This window comes from Moraxella sp. (assembly GCF_030525845.1).
Classification (GTDB): Bacteria; Pseudomonadota; Gammaproteobacteria; order Pseudomonadales; family Moraxellaceae; genus Moraxella.
Genome location: NZ_JAUNDY010000001.1, coordinates 95804 through 113612, shown reverse-complemented (window position 1 = coordinate 113612; position 17809 = coordinate 95804). Strand labels below are relative to the sequence as shown.

17 protein-coding genes and 2 tRNA genes are annotated in these 17809 nt (G+C 40.5%); 11 read left to right on the top strand and 8 right to left on the bottom strand.

Going from position 1 to position 17809, the window contains the following annotated elements:
• The first annotated feature begins 337 nt into the window (after positions 1 to 337).
• Positions 338 to 1150, top strand: a complete 813-nt coding sequence (locus Q4B79_RS00535; RefSeq protein ID WP_303084467.1) for an ABC transporter substrate-binding protein — start codon at positions 338 to 340, stop codon at positions 1148 to 1150.
• A gap of 68 nt (positions 1151 to 1218) precedes the next feature.
• Here the strand turns inward: Q4B79_RS00535 and Q4B79_RS00530 are convergent, their stop codons facing one another.
• Positions 1219 to 2763, bottom strand: a complete 1545-nt coding sequence (locus Q4B79_RS00530) for an aminotransferase class I/II-fold pyridoxal phosphate-dependent enzyme (RefSeq protein WP_303084466.1) — start codon at positions 2761 to 2763, stop codon at positions 1219 to 1221.
• A gap of 142 nt (positions 2764 to 2905) precedes the next feature.
• Positions 2906 to 3754: an ABC transporter substrate-binding protein gene (locus Q4B79_RS00525; protein ID WP_303084465.1), complete on the bottom strand. Its 849-nt coding sequence runs from the start codon at positions 3752 to 3754 to the stop codon at positions 2906 to 2908.
• Between the two features lie 269 nt (positions 3755 to 4023).
• On the opposite strand from Q4B79_RS00525, the gene msrB reads away from it, so the two are divergent.
• From msrB to Q4B79_RS00505, 4 genes are all read left to right on the top strand, one after another.
• On the top strand, positions 4024 to 4434 hold the full coding sequence (gene msrB / locus Q4B79_RS00520; protein WP_303084464.1) for a peptide-methionine (R)-S-oxide reductase MsrB: 411 nt from the start codon (positions 4024 to 4026) through the stop codon (positions 4432 to 4434).
• A gap of 9 nt (positions 4435 to 4443) precedes the next feature.
• Positions 4444 to 4926 carry a glutathione peroxidase gene (locus tag Q4B79_RS00515; protein ID WP_303084463.1) on the top strand — a complete coding sequence of 161 codons (483 nt, stop codon included), beginning with the start codon at positions 4444 to 4446 and terminating at the stop codon, positions 4924 to 4926.
• Positions 4927 to 5066: 140 nt separating this feature from the next.
• Positions 5067 to 5142: transfer RNA gene (locus Q4B79_RS00510), tRNA-Val, on the top strand.
• 41 nt (positions 5143 to 5183) lie between these two features.
• Positions 5184 to 5260, top strand: a tRNA-Asp gene (locus tag Q4B79_RS00505).
• A gap of 167 nt (positions 5261 to 5427) precedes the next feature.
• On the opposite strand, the gene ubiA is transcribed toward Q4B79_RS00505, so the two are convergent.
• A complete protein-coding gene (gene ubiA / locus Q4B79_RS00500; protein ID WP_303084462.1) occupies positions 5428 to 6363 on the bottom strand; it encodes a 4-hydroxybenzoate octaprenyltransferase in 936 nt (311 codons plus the stop codon).
• 189 nt (positions 6364 to 6552) lie between these two features.
• Here ubiA and lysA point away from each other — a divergent pair, with 189 nt between their 5' ends.
• Positions 6553 to 7887, top strand: coding sequence for a diaminopimelate decarboxylase (lysA, locus tag Q4B79_RS00495; protein ID WP_303084461.1), 1335 nt, complete (start codon positions 6553 to 6555; stop codon positions 7885 to 7887).
• A gap of 133 nt (positions 7888 to 8020) precedes the next feature.
• Here lysA and gloB read toward each other — a convergent pair whose 3' ends face one another.
• The 5 genes from gloB to Q4B79_RS00470 all read right to left on the bottom strand — a co-directional run bounded on the left by gloB (position 8021) and on the right by Q4B79_RS00470 (position 13776).
• Positions 8021 to 8818, bottom strand: coding sequence for a hydroxyacylglutathione hydrolase (gene gloB / locus Q4B79_RS00490; protein ID WP_303084460.1), 798 nt, complete (start codon positions 8816 to 8818; stop codon positions 8021 to 8023).
• A 77-nt stretch (positions 8819 to 8895) separates the two neighbouring features.
• Positions 8896 to 9978: a 3-phosphoserine/phosphohydroxythreonine transaminase gene (serC, locus tag Q4B79_RS00485; RefSeq protein ID WP_303084459.1), complete on the bottom strand. Its 1083-nt coding sequence runs from the start codon at positions 9976 to 9978 to the stop codon at positions 8896 to 8898.
• Positions 9979 to 10060: 82 nt separating this feature from the next.
• Positions 10061 to 10855 carry a hypothetical protein gene (locus Q4B79_RS00480; RefSeq protein WP_303084458.1) on the bottom strand — a complete coding sequence of 265 codons (795 nt, stop codon included), beginning with the start codon at positions 10853 to 10855 and terminating at the stop codon, positions 10061 to 10063.
• Entirely contained in the window at positions 10848 to 13142 is a 2295-nt protein-coding gene (locus Q4B79_RS00475; RefSeq protein ID WP_303084457.1) for a M48 family metalloprotease, read from the bottom strand. Before Q4B79_RS00475 ends, Q4B79_RS00480 begins: the two co-directional genes overlap by 8 nt.
• Positions 13143 to 13191: 49 nt before the next feature.
• Complete coding sequence (locus Q4B79_RS00470; protein ID WP_303084456.1) at positions 13192 to 13776, bottom strand: LemA family protein; 585 nt, start codon at positions 13774 to 13776, stop codon at positions 13192 to 13194.
• Positions 13777 to 13977: 201 nt separating this feature from the next.
• Here Q4B79_RS00470 and rodA point away from each other — a divergent pair, with 201 nt between their 5' ends.
• The 5 genes from rodA to Q4B79_RS00445 all read left to right on the top strand — a co-directional run bounded on the left by rodA (position 13978) and on the right by Q4B79_RS00445 (position 17688).
• Positions 13978 to 15117 carry a rod shape-determining protein RodA gene (rodA, locus tag Q4B79_RS00465; protein ID WP_303084455.1) on the top strand — a complete coding sequence of 380 codons (1140 nt, stop codon included), beginning with the start codon at positions 13978 to 13980 and terminating at the stop codon, positions 15115 to 15117.
• Between the two features lie 192 nt (positions 15118 to 15309).
• The gene (locus Q4B79_RS00460; protein WP_303084454.1) at positions 15310 to 15870 is read left to right on the top strand and encodes a septal ring lytic transglycosylase RlpA family protein; all 561 of its coding nucleotides are present in this window, start codon (positions 15310 to 15312) and stop codon (positions 15868 to 15870) included.
• Between the two features lie 197 nt (positions 15871 to 16067).
• On the top strand, positions 16068 to 17012 hold the full coding sequence (glyQ, locus tag Q4B79_RS00455) for a glycine--tRNA ligase subunit alpha (protein WP_303084453.1): 945 nt from the start codon (positions 16068 to 16070) through the stop codon (positions 17010 to 17012).
• Positions 17009 to 17155, top strand: coding sequence for a hypothetical protein (locus Q4B79_RS00450; RefSeq protein ID WP_303084452.1), 147 nt, complete (start codon positions 17009 to 17011; stop codon positions 17153 to 17155). Before glyQ ends, Q4B79_RS00450 begins: the two co-directional genes overlap by 4 nt.
• Entirely contained in the window at positions 17122 to 17688 is a 567-nt protein-coding gene (locus tag Q4B79_RS00445; protein ID WP_303084451.1) for a DUF2711 family protein, read from the top strand. The genes Q4B79_RS00450 and Q4B79_RS00445 overlap by 34 nt, the downstream gene beginning before the upstream one ends.
• Positions 17689 to 17809 lie beyond the last annotated feature (121 nt).

Genomic DNA, 17809 nt, shown 5'->3' with positions numbered 1-17809 from the left:
GCCTACATGGTTTGATGGTTATTTTTAAAAATGTGCAAAATTTTAAATTTGATGCATCGTAACTTTATGTAGGGTAAATTAATTCTGTATTTAATTAAATAGTGTTATAAGGCACTAGAACACCCAAATATTATAGCATGATTTTGAAGAAATAAAAAATAAGTGTAAATTTATGTTTGACCCATTAAAATCTATCAAAATTATGGACTTAAAGACCAAAATCATTTAAAATGCCACGGTCGCCACGATGATATGAATCATTACTTAATCGCCGTGGCGATTTTTATTTTGTTTGACATATTTTATGTCTTTATTGATTATGTTATGGTGTATCCTTATGAAATATCTTAGTTTTTTTGTGATTGCCTGCTTGCTGGCAGCCTGTGGTAATGACAATCCCCCCTCCTCTTCCGATAATGCAACCCAAAACCAGCCTGTCGCCACCACATTACCTGACACCAAAAACCCCAGCCAAGAGGCGGTCATAGTGGGCATGGAGTTGCTTTTTCCTCCTTTTGGATTTAAAGATGAGCTTGGCAAGCCCACAGGTTTTGAAGTTGATTTATTGCATGCTGTTGCTAGGGCAGGTGGGTTCAATATAGACATCGTGCCTAGCGACCGAGAGCGTTTTACTGATGAATTAAATGGCAATACAGTGGAGCTGTTTGCTGGGGCGTTGTCCGTTACACCAGATAGAGCTCAAAAAGTTGATTTTAGTGAGCCGTATTTAGATTATACACGCCAGCTTTACATACTAGATACCCCAGACAACACCAATCTACAAAAACCTGAGGATCTCATCGGTAAAAAAATCTCTACCGACCGCTCATTTAATACCGCCAAAAAAATCGTTGGCGATGTCGGGCAGGTCATGCAAGTTGAGTCATTTTCTCTTGCTCTAAAAGCCCTGTACACCAAGCAAGCCGATGCGGTTATCGCAGATAGTCGCACACTAACTTATTTTGATAAGCAAGAGGGGCATGCTGACATTAAAACCAGAAAAATTGCCTTAGATGGCAAAGAAAAACAGCTGGTTTTTGCTGTCAATAAGGGTAATAAGGAACTGCTAGATAAGGTAAATAAAGGCATCGCAGCTGTAAAAAGTGACGGCACCTTAGAGAGCTTGAGCAAAAAATGGTTTGATGAATAAATTTATCCAGTCCAATATAACCCCAAATATCGCTTGGGGTTATTGATTGACAAAGGGATTTGGGCGTGTCAGTCCGTCCCAAACTCCTTACGCTTTTTGGCAAAAAACCGCTCAATCCTATCCATCGCGTCCTCCAAATCAATCAGATTTGGCAAAAACACCACCCTAAAATGGTCTGGTTTATCCCAGTTAAAGCCCGTGCCTTGTACCATCAGCACTTTTTCTTCCTTTAACAGCTCCATCATAAAGTGCATGTCGTTGTCAATGGGGTAAACTTCTCTATCAATTTTGGCAAAGCAATAAAACGCCCCTTGTGGCTTGGTGCAACTGATGCCCTTAATAGCATTTAGGCGATTCACCGCCATTTCACGTTGTTTGTACAGTCGCCCAGTCGGTGCGGTCAACGCTTGCATGGATTGATAACCACCCATTGCCGTCTGTATGGCATATTGGGCAGGCACGTTGGCACACAGTCGCATGCTGGCAAGCATGGTCAAGCCCTCGATAAAATCGCTGGCGTGGTCTTTTTTGCCCGACAGCATGACCCAGCCCGAGCGATAGCCTGCGATACGGTGTGATTTGGACAAACCATTAAAGGTCAAAACCAGCGTCTTATCGGTAATCGTGCACATGGGCGTATGCACCACATCATCATATAAAATGCGGTCATAAATCTCATCTGCCAAAATCACCAAACCGTATTTGACTGCCAAATCAGCGATACTTTTGAGCATTCGGTCGCTGTATAAAGCCCCTGTGGGGTTATTGGGGTTGATGATGACAATGGCTTTGGTTTTATCATTGATTTTACTTTCGATGTCCGCCAAATCAGGTTGCCAGTTATCCTCCTCCACACAGCGATAATGCACCGCCTTACCCCCTGCCAGATTGGCTGATGCTGTCCACAGCGGATAATCAGGCATGGGAATCAGCACCTCATCACCGTCATCAAGCAAGGCTTGGAGCACCATCACAATCAGCTCACTTACGCCATTACCGATATAGACATCATTGACATCGGTGGCAGAGAGTAGCCCTTTGGCTTGATAATATTGCAAAATCGCCTTGCGAGCTGAAAAAATCCCCTTAGAATCCGAATAACCAGACGCATTATGCAAGTTCATGGCGACATCTTGGACAATCTCATCAGGAGGCAGTAGTCCAAAAGGTTCAGGATTGCCAATGTTTAATTTAATAATGCGTTGCCCTTCGGCTTCCATGCGGTTGGCGGTTTGTAGTAATTCGCCACGAATGTCATAGCAGACGTTGGCAAGTTTGGTGGATTTTTTTAAGGATTTCATGGGGTTTACCTGATTGGTTGAATGAGTTGTAGTTAAATGATGTGGTAAATCAATCACTTGGGTGGTTTCTTGACCTGTTAAGAGATAACTTTCGGTGGTTTTGAGCACTTTGGCGACAATGGGTAATTTACTGCTGGTAATGCCGTTTTTGTCGCATTCCCAGTTGGCAATCGCCCCACGACTGACAGACGCACCGTGTGCATTTAACAAATCGGCTAGGGCTTGGGCGGACAACCCCAATGATTTACGCAACTTTTTTAGGCGTTCGCCCTGCGTGGTGGGTGGGTTTGGTGGGTGAGTATCGGTCGTCATGATTGATATTGCAAGTAAAAATTGCAATTATCATACGCCTAATCGGACAATTTTGCAAGTATTTTTAAACAAAAGAAAAAGAACCACAAAGACTTGCGGTTCTTTTTTTAAGTCTATCTCATCAAGTGGTGTGATTGGTAGGTTATTTTTGATTAACGCTGGCGTTTTGGTCGCTAAAATATTTGTTATAAATTTGGTCGTATGTGCCATTTGCCTTAATGTTCGCCAAACCTGCATTCATTTTACCTAACAGCTCACTATTGCCCTTTTGTACCGCAAAAGCAATTTCTTTATTGCCTGCATCATCAAAAGGACTCATCACATAATCAGTAATTTGGCTACCTGCATGCTCTTTTAGATGATACCCCAACGCCACAGAATCGCCTGTAACATGGTCTGCCTCGCCTGCCATAAATGCCTTAAATGCTGCAAACACCGAAGGGTGAAGCGACATTTCTGCACCCAATTCCTCCAACCGCTTTTGGCTATTGGTTGCCTCTTGCACCGCCGTTACTCCCAAACCTGCAAGCTCTTTTCCTGATTTTGCCACTTTATCTTTGCGACTTAAAATCGCATGATGGCTTTGAGCAAATCCATCAGTAAATTCAGATTTTTGCAAACGTTCAGGACTTGATTTTAATGATGCCGCTAAGATTTGATAATGACCTTCTTCCAAGCTGGGGTACAGGCTATTTCTCTCAGCAGACACCAAATCAAGACCAAATTTTTGGTCTTTGGCGATGGCTTGCAAAATTTCAATCTCAAACCCTGCTGGTGTACCAACACTATCACGAAAAGTAAACGGCGGATAACTGGTGTCAACACCCACCACATAACGCTCAGTGTAAGCTTCTACAACTTGATGGCTTGTTGTGGCGTCAGGTTTTTCATGAGTGGTATTTGGCTTATCGACCTCATTTGAGTTAGAGCAAGCAACCAATCCGCACAACACCAAACCGAGTATCGAACTCTTAGATGTAAATTTTTTCATAAAAACCCCATAAACAAAATACTGAGAGTTTATTATACCAAGAAACACATTTTCCAAAAAAAAAACAAATCGTAATATTTTAAAAAACTCAATATTGCAAATCCTTGTCATGTTATTTTTACATAAAAACTTATCATATTTCTATATTGTATCTAATCTGTAAATAATATTAATAATTTTAAATATACACCATCTTTATCTCTTGTATTTTGATGTTTATCCATCATCTATATCGGCAACACCATCATTTGATAAGCACAGGTTAAATCATGAGCAATACTCTTACCGCCAGCGACATCGCCCACATGAGCGAGCATGATTGGCAAAACCGCCTAAGCCCTGATGAATACTACGTCCTACGCCAAAAAGGGACAGAGCGTCCTTTTACGGGCATTTATACGGACGTATTTGAGGCAGGCGTGTATCATTGCAAGGGCTGTCATGCCAAACTGTTTGACAGTAGTAGCAAATTTCACTCAGGCTGTGGCTGGCCAAGTTTTGACCGCAAGATTAGCGACACCGCCCTGACCGAAACGCTGGATTTATCACATGGCATGAGACGCATTGAAGTAACTTGCACCAACTGTGGCGGGCATTTGGGTCATGTGTTTGATGACGGCATCACCGACACAGGGCTTAGGTATTGTATCAATTCTATCGCCATTGATTTACAAAAATAAGGAATACCCATGACCAGTATTTATGATTTTTGTGCCACCGACATTCGTGGCAATACGGTGGATTTTGCAGATTTTAAAGACAAAGTCCTGCTCATCGTCAACACCGCCAGTCGCTGTGGATTTACCCCACAATTTGCAGGATTGCAAGAATTACACGCAAAATATCATGACAAAGGTTTAGTCATCATCGGTTTTCCTTGCAATCAGTTTGGTGGACAAGACCCAGACGATGACAACGGCATTGCCAATTTTTGCCAAATGAATTATGGCGTGGACTTTTTGATGATGAGTAAAGTCGATGTCAATGGCGACAACGCTCACCCCATTTTCACCTTTTTAAAAGCGTCCAAAGGGGGCATTTTTACAGACGGCATTAAGTGGAATTTTACCAAATTTTTGGTAGGCAAAGACGGCACGGTGCTAGACCGCTACGCCCCCACCACCAAACCGCTGGATTTACAAGCAGACATTGATAAGGCATTGTCAGCCTAAATAAAATAAAAATATTCATTATTTTCAACAAGTTGTGAATTTTTTATAAATTTTATGAAAAAAAGTGTTTGACACTGCGTAAAAAATCTATATAATACGCACCACAACGAACGATACATTTAAATAAACATTGTAAGTTCGGGCGGTTAGCTCAGTTGGTAGAGCGTCTGCCTTACAAGCAGAGGGTCAGCGGTTCGAATCCGTTACCGCCCACCATTTTAATCTTTTTTTATGGTTTAAAAAAGATAGCGACCTTAGCAGCGGTAGTTCAGTTGGTTAGAATACCGGCCTGTCACGCCGGGGGTCGCGGGTTCGAGTCCCGTCCGCTGCGCCATTTTTAACTGGTTATTCCAGTTTATCCCCCTAAGTCTCCCCTGACTTAGGGTTTTTTTATTGTATAAATTCTACACTAACAAATTTTACAACCACACAACTTGTACAACCCAAACCCAAAATAAAAACCCCAAAAGATGAGCTGGTCATGATTTGGGGTTCTGGTTTTTAAAAATATCCACTCATCACAACACAACCTAGCGTCCACAAAAACAACCAACGCCCTATCCATGCATTTTGGCGAAATGCCTTAAAACAATCCAGTCTCTCTTTGTGCCTAATAAGGCGATATTGCCAAAAAACCATCATGACTACTGGCAATAACCCCAACCACGCAAGATACCTTGCTTCATCATGAAAATAATGACCATAAATAACAGCCATCAACCCCACAAAACACGCCTGCAACACCATGATGATAAACACGTCATATTTGCCAAATAAAATAGCAGTAGACTTGACACCGATATTCACATCATCATCACGGTCGCACATGGCATACTCGGTATCATAAGCCACCGTCCAGCACATATATGCCACAAAAACAAGCCAGCCCCACACATCAGGACTGCTTGACACGCCTGCCTCAGACAATACCGCCACATATGCCATCGGCACAGACCACCCAAACGCCATCGCCAAAACCACTTGTGGCAGGTGCGTATAACGCTTCATAAATGGGTAGATGAATGCCAAAACCACCGCAATCAAAGACCAATAAAACACCGAAATTGGCAAAAAAAACAACAAACAAGCCGACAACAACGACAACCCCACAAAGGTAATAACTGCTGTTTTGCTTGATAATCTGCCATCTGCCAGCGGTCGGCTTTTGGTGCGTTTTACCAGCCCATCTACCTTGCGGTCAGCAAAATCATTAATGGCACAGCCTGCTGCTCGCATGAACACCGCCCCAAGCGTAAACACCGCCCAGAGCCTAAGACTGGGCAGTGCACCGTCCACACCATAACTTGCAAGAAGCAGAGCCCACAAGGTTGGATACAAGAGTAACTCTGTCCCCACAGGTTTATCAAAACGTGTCAATTCTAGCCATGCGATGAGTTTGTCTTTAAAGGAAGTGTTTTTCAAATAAAGCGATGTCATGATATCAGTTTTAGAGTTTTGTCCAAATATTTTAACACAAAAACCCAATTACCAAATACGCAAAAATAACGCCCAATTGACATTTTTAGCAATTTACAAAAATTTTATCCATTTGCCCAAAAAAATCATTGCCAAAAACAAGGGATTTTGATTAAAATAAGCCCCTCCAACCCATCATTATCTAATATCATGACAAATTTTACTCCTGCTTGTAGCCAAACCGATAACGGTCTTGCCGTCAACCCTGTAACCCTAACAAATGCCCTGCCATTTATCGACTATCAAAACAATATCTTACACATCGATGGCGTTAGCACCCAGACGCTAACCAAACAGTATGGCACACCATTGTACGTGTACAGCAAGAACGCCCTCATTGCCAATTATCAAGCCTATGTCGATGGATTTTCCCCCCTAAATGACGTACACATTTGCTTTGCTGTCAAATCCAACTCCAACCTAGCCGTGCTATCTACGTTAGCAAAAGCAGGTGCTGGATTTGACATTGTCTCAGTAGGCGAGCTTGCACGAGTCTTAAAGGCAGGTGGCGATGCCAGCAAAGTGGTGTATTCAGGCGTAGGCAAAACCGCAAGCGACATCAAAACTGCACTACAAGCACAAATCGGCTGTTTTAATGTAGAAGCCATCAGCGAGATTGAACTTATCAATCAAGTGGCAGGCGAGCTTGGTGTGGTAGCTCCCATCGCTCTACGTATTAACCCTGATGTCGATGCCAATACCCACCCCTACATCTCAACAGGCATGAAAGACAATAAATTTGGCATCAGTCATGATGAAGCATTGGTAGCGTATCAGCTCGCCCACACCCTGCCTCATCTTAATGTTATTGGCATTGATTGTCATATCGGCTCACAGCTGACCGATATTAAGCCCTTTGTGGACGCACTTGACAAACTTACTGAACTCATTGATAGCCTGCACGAACAAGGTATTTTGCTATCCCACATTGATTTGGGTGGCGGACTGGGCGTACGTTATTTGGACGAAAATCCTGCCAGTGTTGACGAATTTGCCAAAGCCTTGTTGCCAAAATTACTACATTTGCAAGAAAAATATAATCTAGGACTACACCTAGAACCTGGTCGCAACATCAGTGCCAACGCAGGCGTGCTACTCACACGTGTCGATGTGCTAAAACCCACCGAACACAAAAACTTTGCCATCGTAGATGCTTCTATGTCTGAGATGTTGCGACCTGCCCTCTACGAATCAAACATGGCAATCATTCCAAGCGACATCAGCCCCAACACCGCCGAACCACAATCATGGGACGTGGTCGGCTCGGTGTGCGAATCGTCAGATTTTTTGGGTAAAGACCGCCAGCTTGCCCCAGCCTTAGGCGATGTATTAGCCCTTACAGGTGCAGGAGCATATGGTTTTGTCATGGCGAGCAACTACAATAGCAGACCTAGACCCGCCGAAGTGATGTGCGATAACGGCTTATATCGTCTGATTAGGGTTCGTGAAACCTTAGATGATTTGTGGCGTGGCGAGAGTATCTAGCCACCAAAATAAAACAAAAAACAGATAAGAGATTGGCTAAAATCTCTTATCTGCACGCAAGTGATAAATAGCAACTGACTTCAACAACTTTTAACAAACCGCCAAAAGTGTAAAGTAGTAATTGTTTATACGGCTATAATCCCTGATTTTTCAATTCACGCAATGCCGAAAATACAGACAATTCATCCTCATTCTGCAGTGCATAAAATTTTTGAATATTATTTATCATTTGCTCATCATCAGTTTGTAAAAACACATTAATCAGCCGCTCCGTTTTTAAATCGGTAGGCAATGATGGGATATTATTTTTTAGCTGGTTTTCAATTTGATTTTTATAATCGCTGATGATTGGTTGATATTCATCAGCACATAATAATAAACCAAATTTTAAATTGCTCAATGTATATTCGTGCGTGGGATAAAATAACGCATTTTCTGGTAAAGCATTAAATCTCTCCATGCTATTAAATAATTGTTCAATCGTCCCTGTAAATACTCGCCCACAACCGCCACTAAATAGTGTATCGCCACAAAAAACATGGGTTCGTCCATCAATATCACAAAGATAACTCAAATGTGTATCGGTATGCCCTGCCGTCCGCCACACTTTAAAATCAATACCCAATAATTCAAATAAATCACCTTCATCACAATTCACACTAGACACGACATTAATGTCATCAAGATGATTTTGATGAGCATAAATTTCGGCATTAGGGTAATGTGATTTAAGATTTGCCACACCGCCAATATGATCATGATGATGATGTGTGATAATAATAGCCACCAATTCCAATTCATGACTTTTTAAATAATCCAATACAGGTTTTTCATCGCCCACATCAATGGCAATGGCTTGATTATTTTTAATGATAAGCCACACATAATTATCATCTAAAATTTTTATAGGAATAATTTTCACATCAGACATATTTATTTACCCAATTCATAAATAATGGATTGGCTAATTCATAAAACCAACCAATCCATTTATCAACCATCAAGCCATCAAGCGTGTGATTTTTCAAAATCTTTCATAAAATCAACGAGTGCCTGAACTTGCTCAAGCGTAACAGCGTTATAAATGCTCGCTCTCATGCCACCCACAATGCGATGACCTTTAAGATTTAAAAGCCCTGCTTCTTTGGATTTTTCCAAAAAGACTTTATCAAGCTCGCTATCTGCCAGCGTAAACGGTACATTCATGATAGAGCGGTGTTTTGGGTTGACGGCATTATGATAAAAGCTAGATTCATCGATGGTTTGGTACAGTAGCTCGGCTTTGGCACGGTTAGTTTTGGCAATCGCTTCTACGCCACCGTTTTCAAGTAACCACTCAAACACTAGCCCTGACAGATACCACGCAAAGGTCGATGGCGTGTTTAGCATACTGTCGTTATCGGCTTGGTTTTTGTAGTTTAAAATGTTCGGACACCACGCACTTGCTTGCTCCATCAAGTCCTTACGCACGATAACCAGCGTCAAACCCGCAGGCCCGATGTTCTTTTGAGCCCCTGCATAAATGAGCCCAAACTCACTCACATTGACAGGCTCGGACAAAATGCAAGACGACATGTCCGCCACGATAGGGGCATTGACTTTGGGTGTGTCAAAAATCTGCAAACCGTGAATGGTTTCATTGGGACAATAATGAAAATAAGACGCATTGTCAGATAACTGCCAAGTGTCAGCATTTGGGACATCTTTGCCATCGCCTTGTGCCACAAGGTTGATTTTACCAAGCCCTAACGCCTCATAACGTTTGGCTTCTTTGTAGGCTTTTTCTGACCATGTGCCTGTGCCGAGATAATCCGCCGTTCCGCCATTTAGCAGGTTAAAGGGAATGGCGGAGAATTGCAAAGACGCACCGCCTTGCAAAAACAGCACCGCATAATCCTCCGAAATCCCCATGAGTTTGCGTAAATCTTGCTCGGCTTTGGTGGCAATCTCAATATAATCCGCACTGCGATGGCTAATTTCCATCACAGATACGCCTTTGCCACGCCAGTCAAGCAACTCGGCTTGGGCTTTTAGTAAGACTTCAGTAGGCATACTGGCAGGGCCAGCACAAAAATTAGCAAGGCGATTCATGGCTTTTCCTTATTTGAGTGAGTGAATGATAAAACGACACTATTGTAACAGATTTTTTAATAAATAATGGCAATTTTTTACACTAACCCACCACTTTTTGCCAAAAATCCTTTTTTAAATGAGGATTTATTATCATGTCATTAATGGTGGGCAACTTTTGTGATGGTGGTACGGCGATTTCATTTGGCATGTCATTCAAAAACACCATTTTAGCAATATAACCATTTAATGCACTAAGACCAATAACAAAACCATCAAATGTATATTGAGCAGGATTTAATCCCATACTCGCATAAAATTCATCATCAACCAATGGATAATGAATCTCACGATAAATAATGTTTTCTGTTAAAGATTCTGATTTTTTGTGCAACTCCCGCATAAGTGCATTCTTTAAAGATTGCCATAATGCCCTCTCGTCATCATTCATTGTTAGGATATTCACCACCAACACCCAATTATTATAACGCAAGCCCTGCAAATAAAAACTTACCTTGGGTGTATGCGTCAAAACCTTAGGTTGAATACTGGGTAAAATTTTGTCATTCCCATGATTGTCTTTTTTAGCTACCAAACGACTTATGTCAATGATTGTCTCATGAGAGCTATCTTTGACATCCAAATCTTTCATCTTATTTTTATGATTGACATCAACATCGGAATGTATGCTATTTTGTTTGTTGTTATGTAATAAATGACGAATTCTATCATTACCAACATTATTTTTATCAGACGATATATTTATTGTATTATTTTTAGCGTGTTTATTTATCCATAAAGACACCCCCATCAGATTGAGAATTTGTCTATTTTGAATACTTTTTAAAGATGGATATGTGAATTTTTTCATATTGCCTCTATTGTTTATTTTAATCAATTTTCAGATCTAATCCATAACACCATTTATTATGAAGCGTAAATAATATCTCATATTCACGTTCATGAAGCACGCCATCACTCAATAGAGCCGTATAAAATGTTTCAAGACGTCTTTTGCTCAATAAAATATTTTTTTCATGATAATTTAAAAGAAATAAAACAATATCAGCCACACCAAATAAAGAAATATTATCAATCAATAGATTGATATCTTTATCATCAATATCAAAACCAAGCAAACGTATCAAACGTTGAACAGTTGAAGTGGTTTTGTCTTTTAAATCATGAAACATAATTGCATAAATAATGAGAGTTATTGCAATAGAATCATTGATGCCAATGTTATAGTTTTTATAAATCCAACTCATCATATCATAATGTTTTATCTCAAAATTATCACGGCACAATGATGACAATCGATAAAAATGTACCCCTGACCACAATATATCAGATTTATCATTCATAACGGCATCGTGATGACTCAATAAATCCATCAGTACAGCACCATCTTTATCTAATAATAATTTTTTTGTGTCATGATTTAAATCTCTGGCAATGCGTTGATAAATTACGGCAAGCAAGGCATTATCGATACGTCTATCCATCTTAGAAACAGCTTTTAATAAATCAATATCAATGGATAATTTATAGATATCGCCATCAATTTTTAGTAAATTTGATAAATAAATGTCATCTTTTAAATTTATAGACTTACTATCATGACACAGCATAATGGCGTAAAACAGCTCAAATAATTTTGATTGACTTCTATTTGCATTGTCATTTCTTAAAAATTTTGCAACTATGAGTGGTAAATGCATGTTTTTAATATGCTCAATGCTAACATATTTTACCCCTTTTAGCTCATAATCTGCTTTAGCATTGGCTGGGAAAATCATATCATCTATTACTTTATCCCAACTAGCATCTCTGATAAATCTTCCATTAATCACAATATCTTGAGATATTTCAACATCTTGATGGTAAACCGGAATGTTCTTTAAGGCTTGATGACTTGTAGAGCTGATATAATTTTCACCCTCTGTTTTTGTATAATGTACAATATGATCATCATGATAATGTCTCATCATCACATCATCATGCACTCTTTTGAGGAGTTGACCGTCTAAATTTTGCACTGCTATTTTTGCAAAATCATCATACAGCCCCTCTTTTAAAGCCAGAATGCGTTCATCATTATGAGGGTGGGTACTTCCTGCATTGCCTGCTTGCTTATGCCATTTTGTCTTTTGATGATTACTTACAGGACTTAAAAAGAAAAAATAACTTAAATGCGTGGTGTATTGTCTATTTGTGCGAGCAAGATATGGTGCTTGCTTAATAGTACTTAATAATTTTAATACGCCATTACTACGAGTTAGCTGGATTGAAGTTGCATCCGCCAGAAATTCCCTTTGCTGATTAAAGTGATTTTTAATGTATTCACTACTTGCCATGCCCAAAAATCCAACCAAACGCACTAGCAAAGAAATAAATTCTATGGACAAACGACCAATACCATCGACAATCACATATTCTTGTTGATTGCCTTTATTATCATAATAATGAACACGATTTACTTTGGCTTTTTGTCGCCACTGAGACAGCCATTCTAAGCCGTCCGCCACATCATATAGCCATGACAAACCAGACATTAAAACATACATTTTCATATTAAGCCTAGCATCGCCATGTATGATATGACCATACTCATGACCTATCAATCCGTATAGACTCTCGTTATCTAGTTTTAATGCCCCCTCACTCAATACAAGCATCATATCTTTATCATGAAATCCTGCCACAAATGCATTTATTCCCTCATCGTCCATGACATACAACTTAGGCAAAGGTATACAGCAAGCGATGGCTAACTGCTCAGCAAACTCATAATACCTTTGATATTTTGGCAAAAAATCTTTAACGTCGTTGACATAAATTGTATGATGATTATCCTCATCGGACTCATAAGACACCTCATTAATATTGACATCAGAAATATTTAAAAAAAGACGTTTTGCATTGATGTCTTTTAACAATAAATCATGATGATGAATGAGCTTATTATAATGATACAACACACTTATTAAAAAATAACTTGGCACCAGTACAATAACCCAAAACCAAGCAAACTCATCTAAATTTTTAAATAACAGCCACCATATTATCATAAAAACAACCAAAGCCAAAAGCACATGCAACATCATCGCCATGACAAATAACACATACAATATCTGGCTATTTCTTTTATAATAACGCTGTAATTCAAAAAAGTTTTTATTCATGTTTTTGCACAAAAAATCAGAACATGCCTACCAATCGCCCAAATAAAATCTATCCCAATGTAACTTTTGGAGCATTGTCAATACCAGATTTATCCTCAAACTCCAACTGACCAACGAAGGTAAAATTAAACATATTTGCCACAATGTTATTGGGGAAACTTTCACGTTGGTTATTATAAAACATCACACTGTCATTATAAAATTGACGGGCAAAACCAATGCGATTTTCGGTGTTTTTGATTTCATCGGAAAGTTCTTTTAGGGCGGTGTCTGCTTTTAGCTCTGGATAATTCTCTACCACCGCATAAAACGATGCTAACGCCTGAGATAGCCCACTTTCAGCATGGGCAAGTTTGGCAAGCTCATCTCCATTGGCAATACTGCCGTGTTTTTGCATGCTTTGAGCAAGATTTCTTGCCTCAGTTACAGCAGTAAGCACCCTCTCCTCATGTGCCATATAACGTTTGGCAACCTCAACCAAATTAGGGATTAAGTCATGACGGCGTTTTAACTGCACATCAATCTGAGCCAGCCCGTTTGCCACTTGATTTTTTAGGCGAATGAGCGAATTGTACACCGTCACAAAAAATCCACAAATCACAATCAGCATGATTAACACGATAGCTGTCATCATTTTATTGCTCCATCAACCAAATTTTGCCATTAATACAAAATTTTACTATTAAAAAATGCCAAGATGAATTAAAATAGCAAGTTTAGGCTATGCCGTCCGATCATTCAATCTTACACCCTACTCTAAACTCTATTAATTTAGCATAAAATCATTTGTAAATCAGCAATTTTTGATGAATGCTCTAAAAAATACCACTTAATCATGAAAGAACAACAGTACCGATTTTCTCGTCAAAGTCATCATTTTGTGGGGCGAGATTTAGAACCAAATGTATGGCAACGCCTCCACATAGACCCATGGCTTACGCTGATTTTATTTAGCATCTGCTTTATCGGTCTAACTGTGTTATACAGTGCGTCCACGCAAGACACAGCGATGGTAAATCGGCAAATGGTAAGCTATACGATTGCGTTTGTAGTTATGATTATCATGGCTCAGATACCACCCACCATCTATCGTACACTTAGCCCTATTTTTTATGTAATGGGCTTAATTTTACTTGTGTTGGTGGAACTTATCGGCGAGGTACGCATGGGAGCCCAGCGATGGATACGCATTCCTGGTTTTGGTAGCGTGCAACCCTCCGAATTTATGAAGCTTGGCATGCCCATGATGTGTGCGTGGTATTTGTCACGCAAAGAGTTGCCACCCAATATCCCTACTGTACTAAGCACGCTTGGCATTATCCTTGTACCAGTTCTGCTTATCGCCAAAGAACCCGATCTGGGAACATCAATATTAGTGGCAGCCAGCGGTATATTTGTGCTATTTTTGTCAGGTCTGCCTTGGTGGATGATTGGCAGTGCGGTGGCATTGTTTATCCCTTTTGTGTGGATAATGTGGAATTTTTTGATGCATGACTATCAAAGAACTCGTGTCATGACCCTCTTAGACCCTGAAGCTGACGCATTGGGGGCAGGCTGGAACATCATTCAATCAAAAACCGCCATTGGTTCAGGTGGGCTGACAGGTAAGGGCTACCTTGAAGGCACACAGTCTCACTTGCACTTTTTACCTGAGGGACATACCGACTTCATCATTGCAGCATTTAGCGAAGAATTTGGATTGGTAGGCGTGATACTATTAATGTTCTTCTACCTATGTTTGTTGTTTCGCTCTTTTTATATTGCCATTGTCAATCCTGATACTTATTGTCGCCTGCTCGCTGGGGCATTAACCATGTCGTTTTTTGTATATATTTTTGTAAACATGGGCATGGTCAGCGGTATTTTGCCTGTGGTTGGCGTACCTTTGCCCTTTATCAGCTATGGCGGTACCGCCATTATTACCCTGATGGCAGGGTTTGGGTTATTAACATGTGTTCATACTCACACCAAATAAATGGTATGCAATACCACTTATCATATTTTTAACCCCTTACATCATAAAATCATACACATTATCATGCAAAAACATGCTAAGATAGGAACGTAGTAGTTTTATGGTACAAATCTTGGATATGATTTTGGCATAAAATTTGCAGCATTTGGATTTGTGCCTTGCATTTATCCATATAATATTTTGGGTTATCACATGAAACATCTAAAAACTGGTATGATTCTGTTGGCAAGCATTGCTGGAACCAACGCTCATGCGGCAGAATCCTCAATCAACATCGACAAAGTACTCGGCGAACTTAGTCGCCAGCACAATAATGCGTCCAGCTTAGTCAAGTCGTCTCGTAGTGGCTCTTCGTTGGCTCTATCTAGCTCGTTGGTTGGTTCGCCTTCGGTCGAAACCCAAAAAAGCACAGACATGCTAGGACAGTTATCAGCCGTCGCCTCCAATACTGTTGGTAAGTTTAAGCAGTCAGGCGTGGCATCATGGTATGGTCGTCAGTTTCATGGGAAGCCAACCGCCAGTGGTGAGGTTTTTGACATGAATGCCATGACCGCTGCTCACGCTTCGTTGCCACTAAACTGCTACATTAAAGTTACCAATAAAGACAATGGCAAATCTGTCGTGGTTAAGGTAAATGACCGACCATTTGATAGTAGTCGTGTCTTAGACTTATCCTATGGTGCCGCCAAAGCCATTGGTCTTACCCAAAAAGGCTTGGGCAACGTCAGTATTGAACGTGTGGACAAGCCCTAAACCTAAACCCTAGTTTACCAACAAAACCGTCAATCATTGGCGGTTTTGTTTTTAATCCCAATGCCAAGCTTGACACCACCTTGTAGCATACCACACCCTTTTTTATCAAAATACCAACAACATGCCATCATTAACCATTTTTTATCCCATTTAATTGTGTTAAAATAGGTTATTTATCAAACCAAAAGTGAACAACCATGAAAAAGACCTTAACCTTTCAAGAAATCATTTTAACCCTACAAAACTACTGGGCAGAGCGTGGCTGTGTGGTTTTGCAACCTTATGACATGGAAATGGGGGCAGGGACTTTTCATACGGCGACTTTTTTGCGTGCCTTAACCCCCGAAAAATGGAACGCTGCCTATGTCCAGCCGTCTCGCCGTCCAACCGATGGACGCTATGGCGAAAACCCCAACCGTTTACAGCATTATTATCAATTCCAAGTGGTATTAAAGCCAAACCCTGCCAACATTCAAGAGTTGTATTTGGGATCCTTACAAGCACTGGGCATTGACACGCTCACCCACGATGTGCGATTTGTGGAAGACAACTGGGAGTCGCCAACCTTGGGGGCGTGGGGCTTGGGCTGGGAAGTGTGGCTAAATGGTATGGAAGTGACGCAGTTTACCTATTTTCAGCAGGTGGGGGGTATTGAGTGTTTCCCTGTTACAGGCGAGATTACTTATGGTTTGGAGCGTCTGGCGATGTACATTCAAGGCGTGGACAGCGTTTATGACCTTGTGTGGGCGGATGGCGAGTTTGGGCGGGTGACTTATGGCGATGTGTTCCACCAAAACGAAGTGGAGCAGTCCACCTATAATTTTGAATATGCCGATGTGGACAAGTTGTTTGAATTTTTTGACTTTTATGAAAAAGAAGCCGACCGCCTTGTATTGGCAAATCTGCCCTTGCCCGCCTATGAAATGGTGTTAAAGGCAAGCCATAGCTTTAACCTACTGGACGCTCGTGGGGCGATTAGTGTTACCGAACGCCAAAGATTTATTTTGCGAGTGCGGACTTTGGCTCGTAAAGTGGCGGAGAGCTATACCATTGCTCGTGCCAAATTGGGTTTTCCTTTGGCAGATGAAGCCCATAAAAAAGAAGCGTTGGAGAAGTGGTTGCCGAAAGAGAATGATGAATGACCCGAAAAGCACCGCCACCTGATAAATTTGCCAGTTTTCCTTATGATGGAAAAATTTTGGCATATTTTGCAGGGGCATTTGAAGCGGTGTTTGTGGTTATGCAACCCTTTTGCAAAATCGAAAAGAGCATCAGTGGGTTTTAAATCGAAACATTGATGTTTCTAAGCAAGAGTTTATTCGTTATGCCAAAGCTATTTCTTGGCAAGAAGTTATGCAAAAACTAAACATTGGCGAGTATCAAGACCTTGAAACAGGCATTCAAAGCCGTGAAAATCGCCTTTATGAACATTTGCAAAGGATGGATATTAAATATCAGCTCCTTGTTATGGAGAATGAATGCAATATTTTTGCACCCGAAACCAATGAAATTGCCCCTTATTTTGAGAATGATATTTTTAATGTTATTAAAAAATTAGGCTATGACTGGGTGTGGGTGGGTGATGAATTTGTCACAGAACGAAAATTGCATTTTATTGATGATTTGATTGTGGGTGAGCAAGATGTTGGGGTAGGAACGATATTTACGCCAGATTATCAGTTGCTCATTGGTACGGTTTACGGTGTGTCGAGTGTGTTTATTTGTTCATCAAAACAAATGATTGAGAAAATTCGCCAATTTGCTGATTTTGAAGGGTTTTATTGTACGCCACAAACAGAAGTGGCGTGGAATATTTGAGTGATTGAGTAGTTTTTATATGATTTGTAAAATACCAAGCCAAGACCCATGCCACCCAAACAAGAATAGCCTAGCGTTGATGAAATGTTAAAAATTTTACAAAAACGCTTGGCAAGCAAAT

Excerpts from the sequence above, each read along its gene's own strand:
- Q4B79_RS00535 (WP_303084467.1), top strand. The coding sequence starts at position 338 with ATGAAATATCTTAGTTTTTTTGTGATTGCCTGCTTGCTGGCAGCCTGT.
- Q4B79_RS00530 (WP_303084466.1), bottom strand. The coding sequence starts at position 2,763 with ATGACGACCGATACTCACCCACCAAACCCACCCACCACGCAGGGCGAA.
- Q4B79_RS00525 (WP_303084465.1), bottom strand. The coding sequence starts at position 3,754 with ATGAAAAAATTTACATCTAAGAGTTCGATACTCGGTTTGGTGTTGTGC.
- msrB (WP_303084464.1), top strand. The coding sequence starts at position 4,024 with ATGAGCAATACTCTTACCGCCAGCGACATCGCCCACATGAGCGAGCAT.
- Q4B79_RS00515 (WP_303084463.1), top strand. The coding sequence starts at position 4,444 with ATGACCAGTATTTATGATTTTTGTGCCACCGACATTCGTGGCAATACG.
- ubiA (WP_303084462.1), bottom strand. The coding sequence starts at position 6,363 with ATGACATCGCTTTATTTGAAAAACACTTCCTTTAAAGACAAACTCATC.
- lysA (WP_303084461.1), top strand. The coding sequence starts at position 6,553 with ATGACAAATTTTACTCCTGCTTGTAGCCAAACCGATAACGGTCTTGCC.
- gloB (WP_303084460.1), bottom strand. The coding sequence starts at position 8,818 with ATGTCTGATGTGAAAATTATTCCTATAAAAATTTTAGATGATAATTAT.
- serC (WP_303084459.1), bottom strand. The coding sequence starts at position 9,978 with ATGAATCGCCTTGCTAATTTTTGTGCTGGCCCTGCCAGTATGCCTACT.
- Q4B79_RS00475 (WP_303084457.1), bottom strand. The coding sequence starts at position 13,142 with ATGAATAAAAACTTTTTTGAATTACAGCGTTATTATAAAAGAAATAGC.
- Q4B79_RS00470 (WP_303084456.1), bottom strand. The coding sequence starts at position 13,776 with ATGATGACAGCTATCGTGTTAATCATGCTGATTGTGATTTGTGGATTT.
- rodA (WP_303084455.1), top strand. The coding sequence starts at position 13,978 with ATGAAAGAACAACAGTACCGATTTTCTCGTCAAAGTCATCATTTTGTG.
- Q4B79_RS00460 (WP_303084454.1), top strand. The coding sequence starts at position 15,310 with ATGAAACATCTAAAAACTGGTATGATTCTGTTGGCAAGCATTGCTGGA.
- glyQ (WP_303084453.1), top strand. The coding sequence starts at position 16,068 with ATGAAAAAGACCTTAACCTTTCAAGAAATCATTTTAACCCTACAAAAC.
- Q4B79_RS00450 (WP_303084452.1), top strand. The coding sequence starts at position 17,009 with ATGACCCGAAAAGCACCGCCACCTGATAAATTTGCCAGTTTTCCTTAT.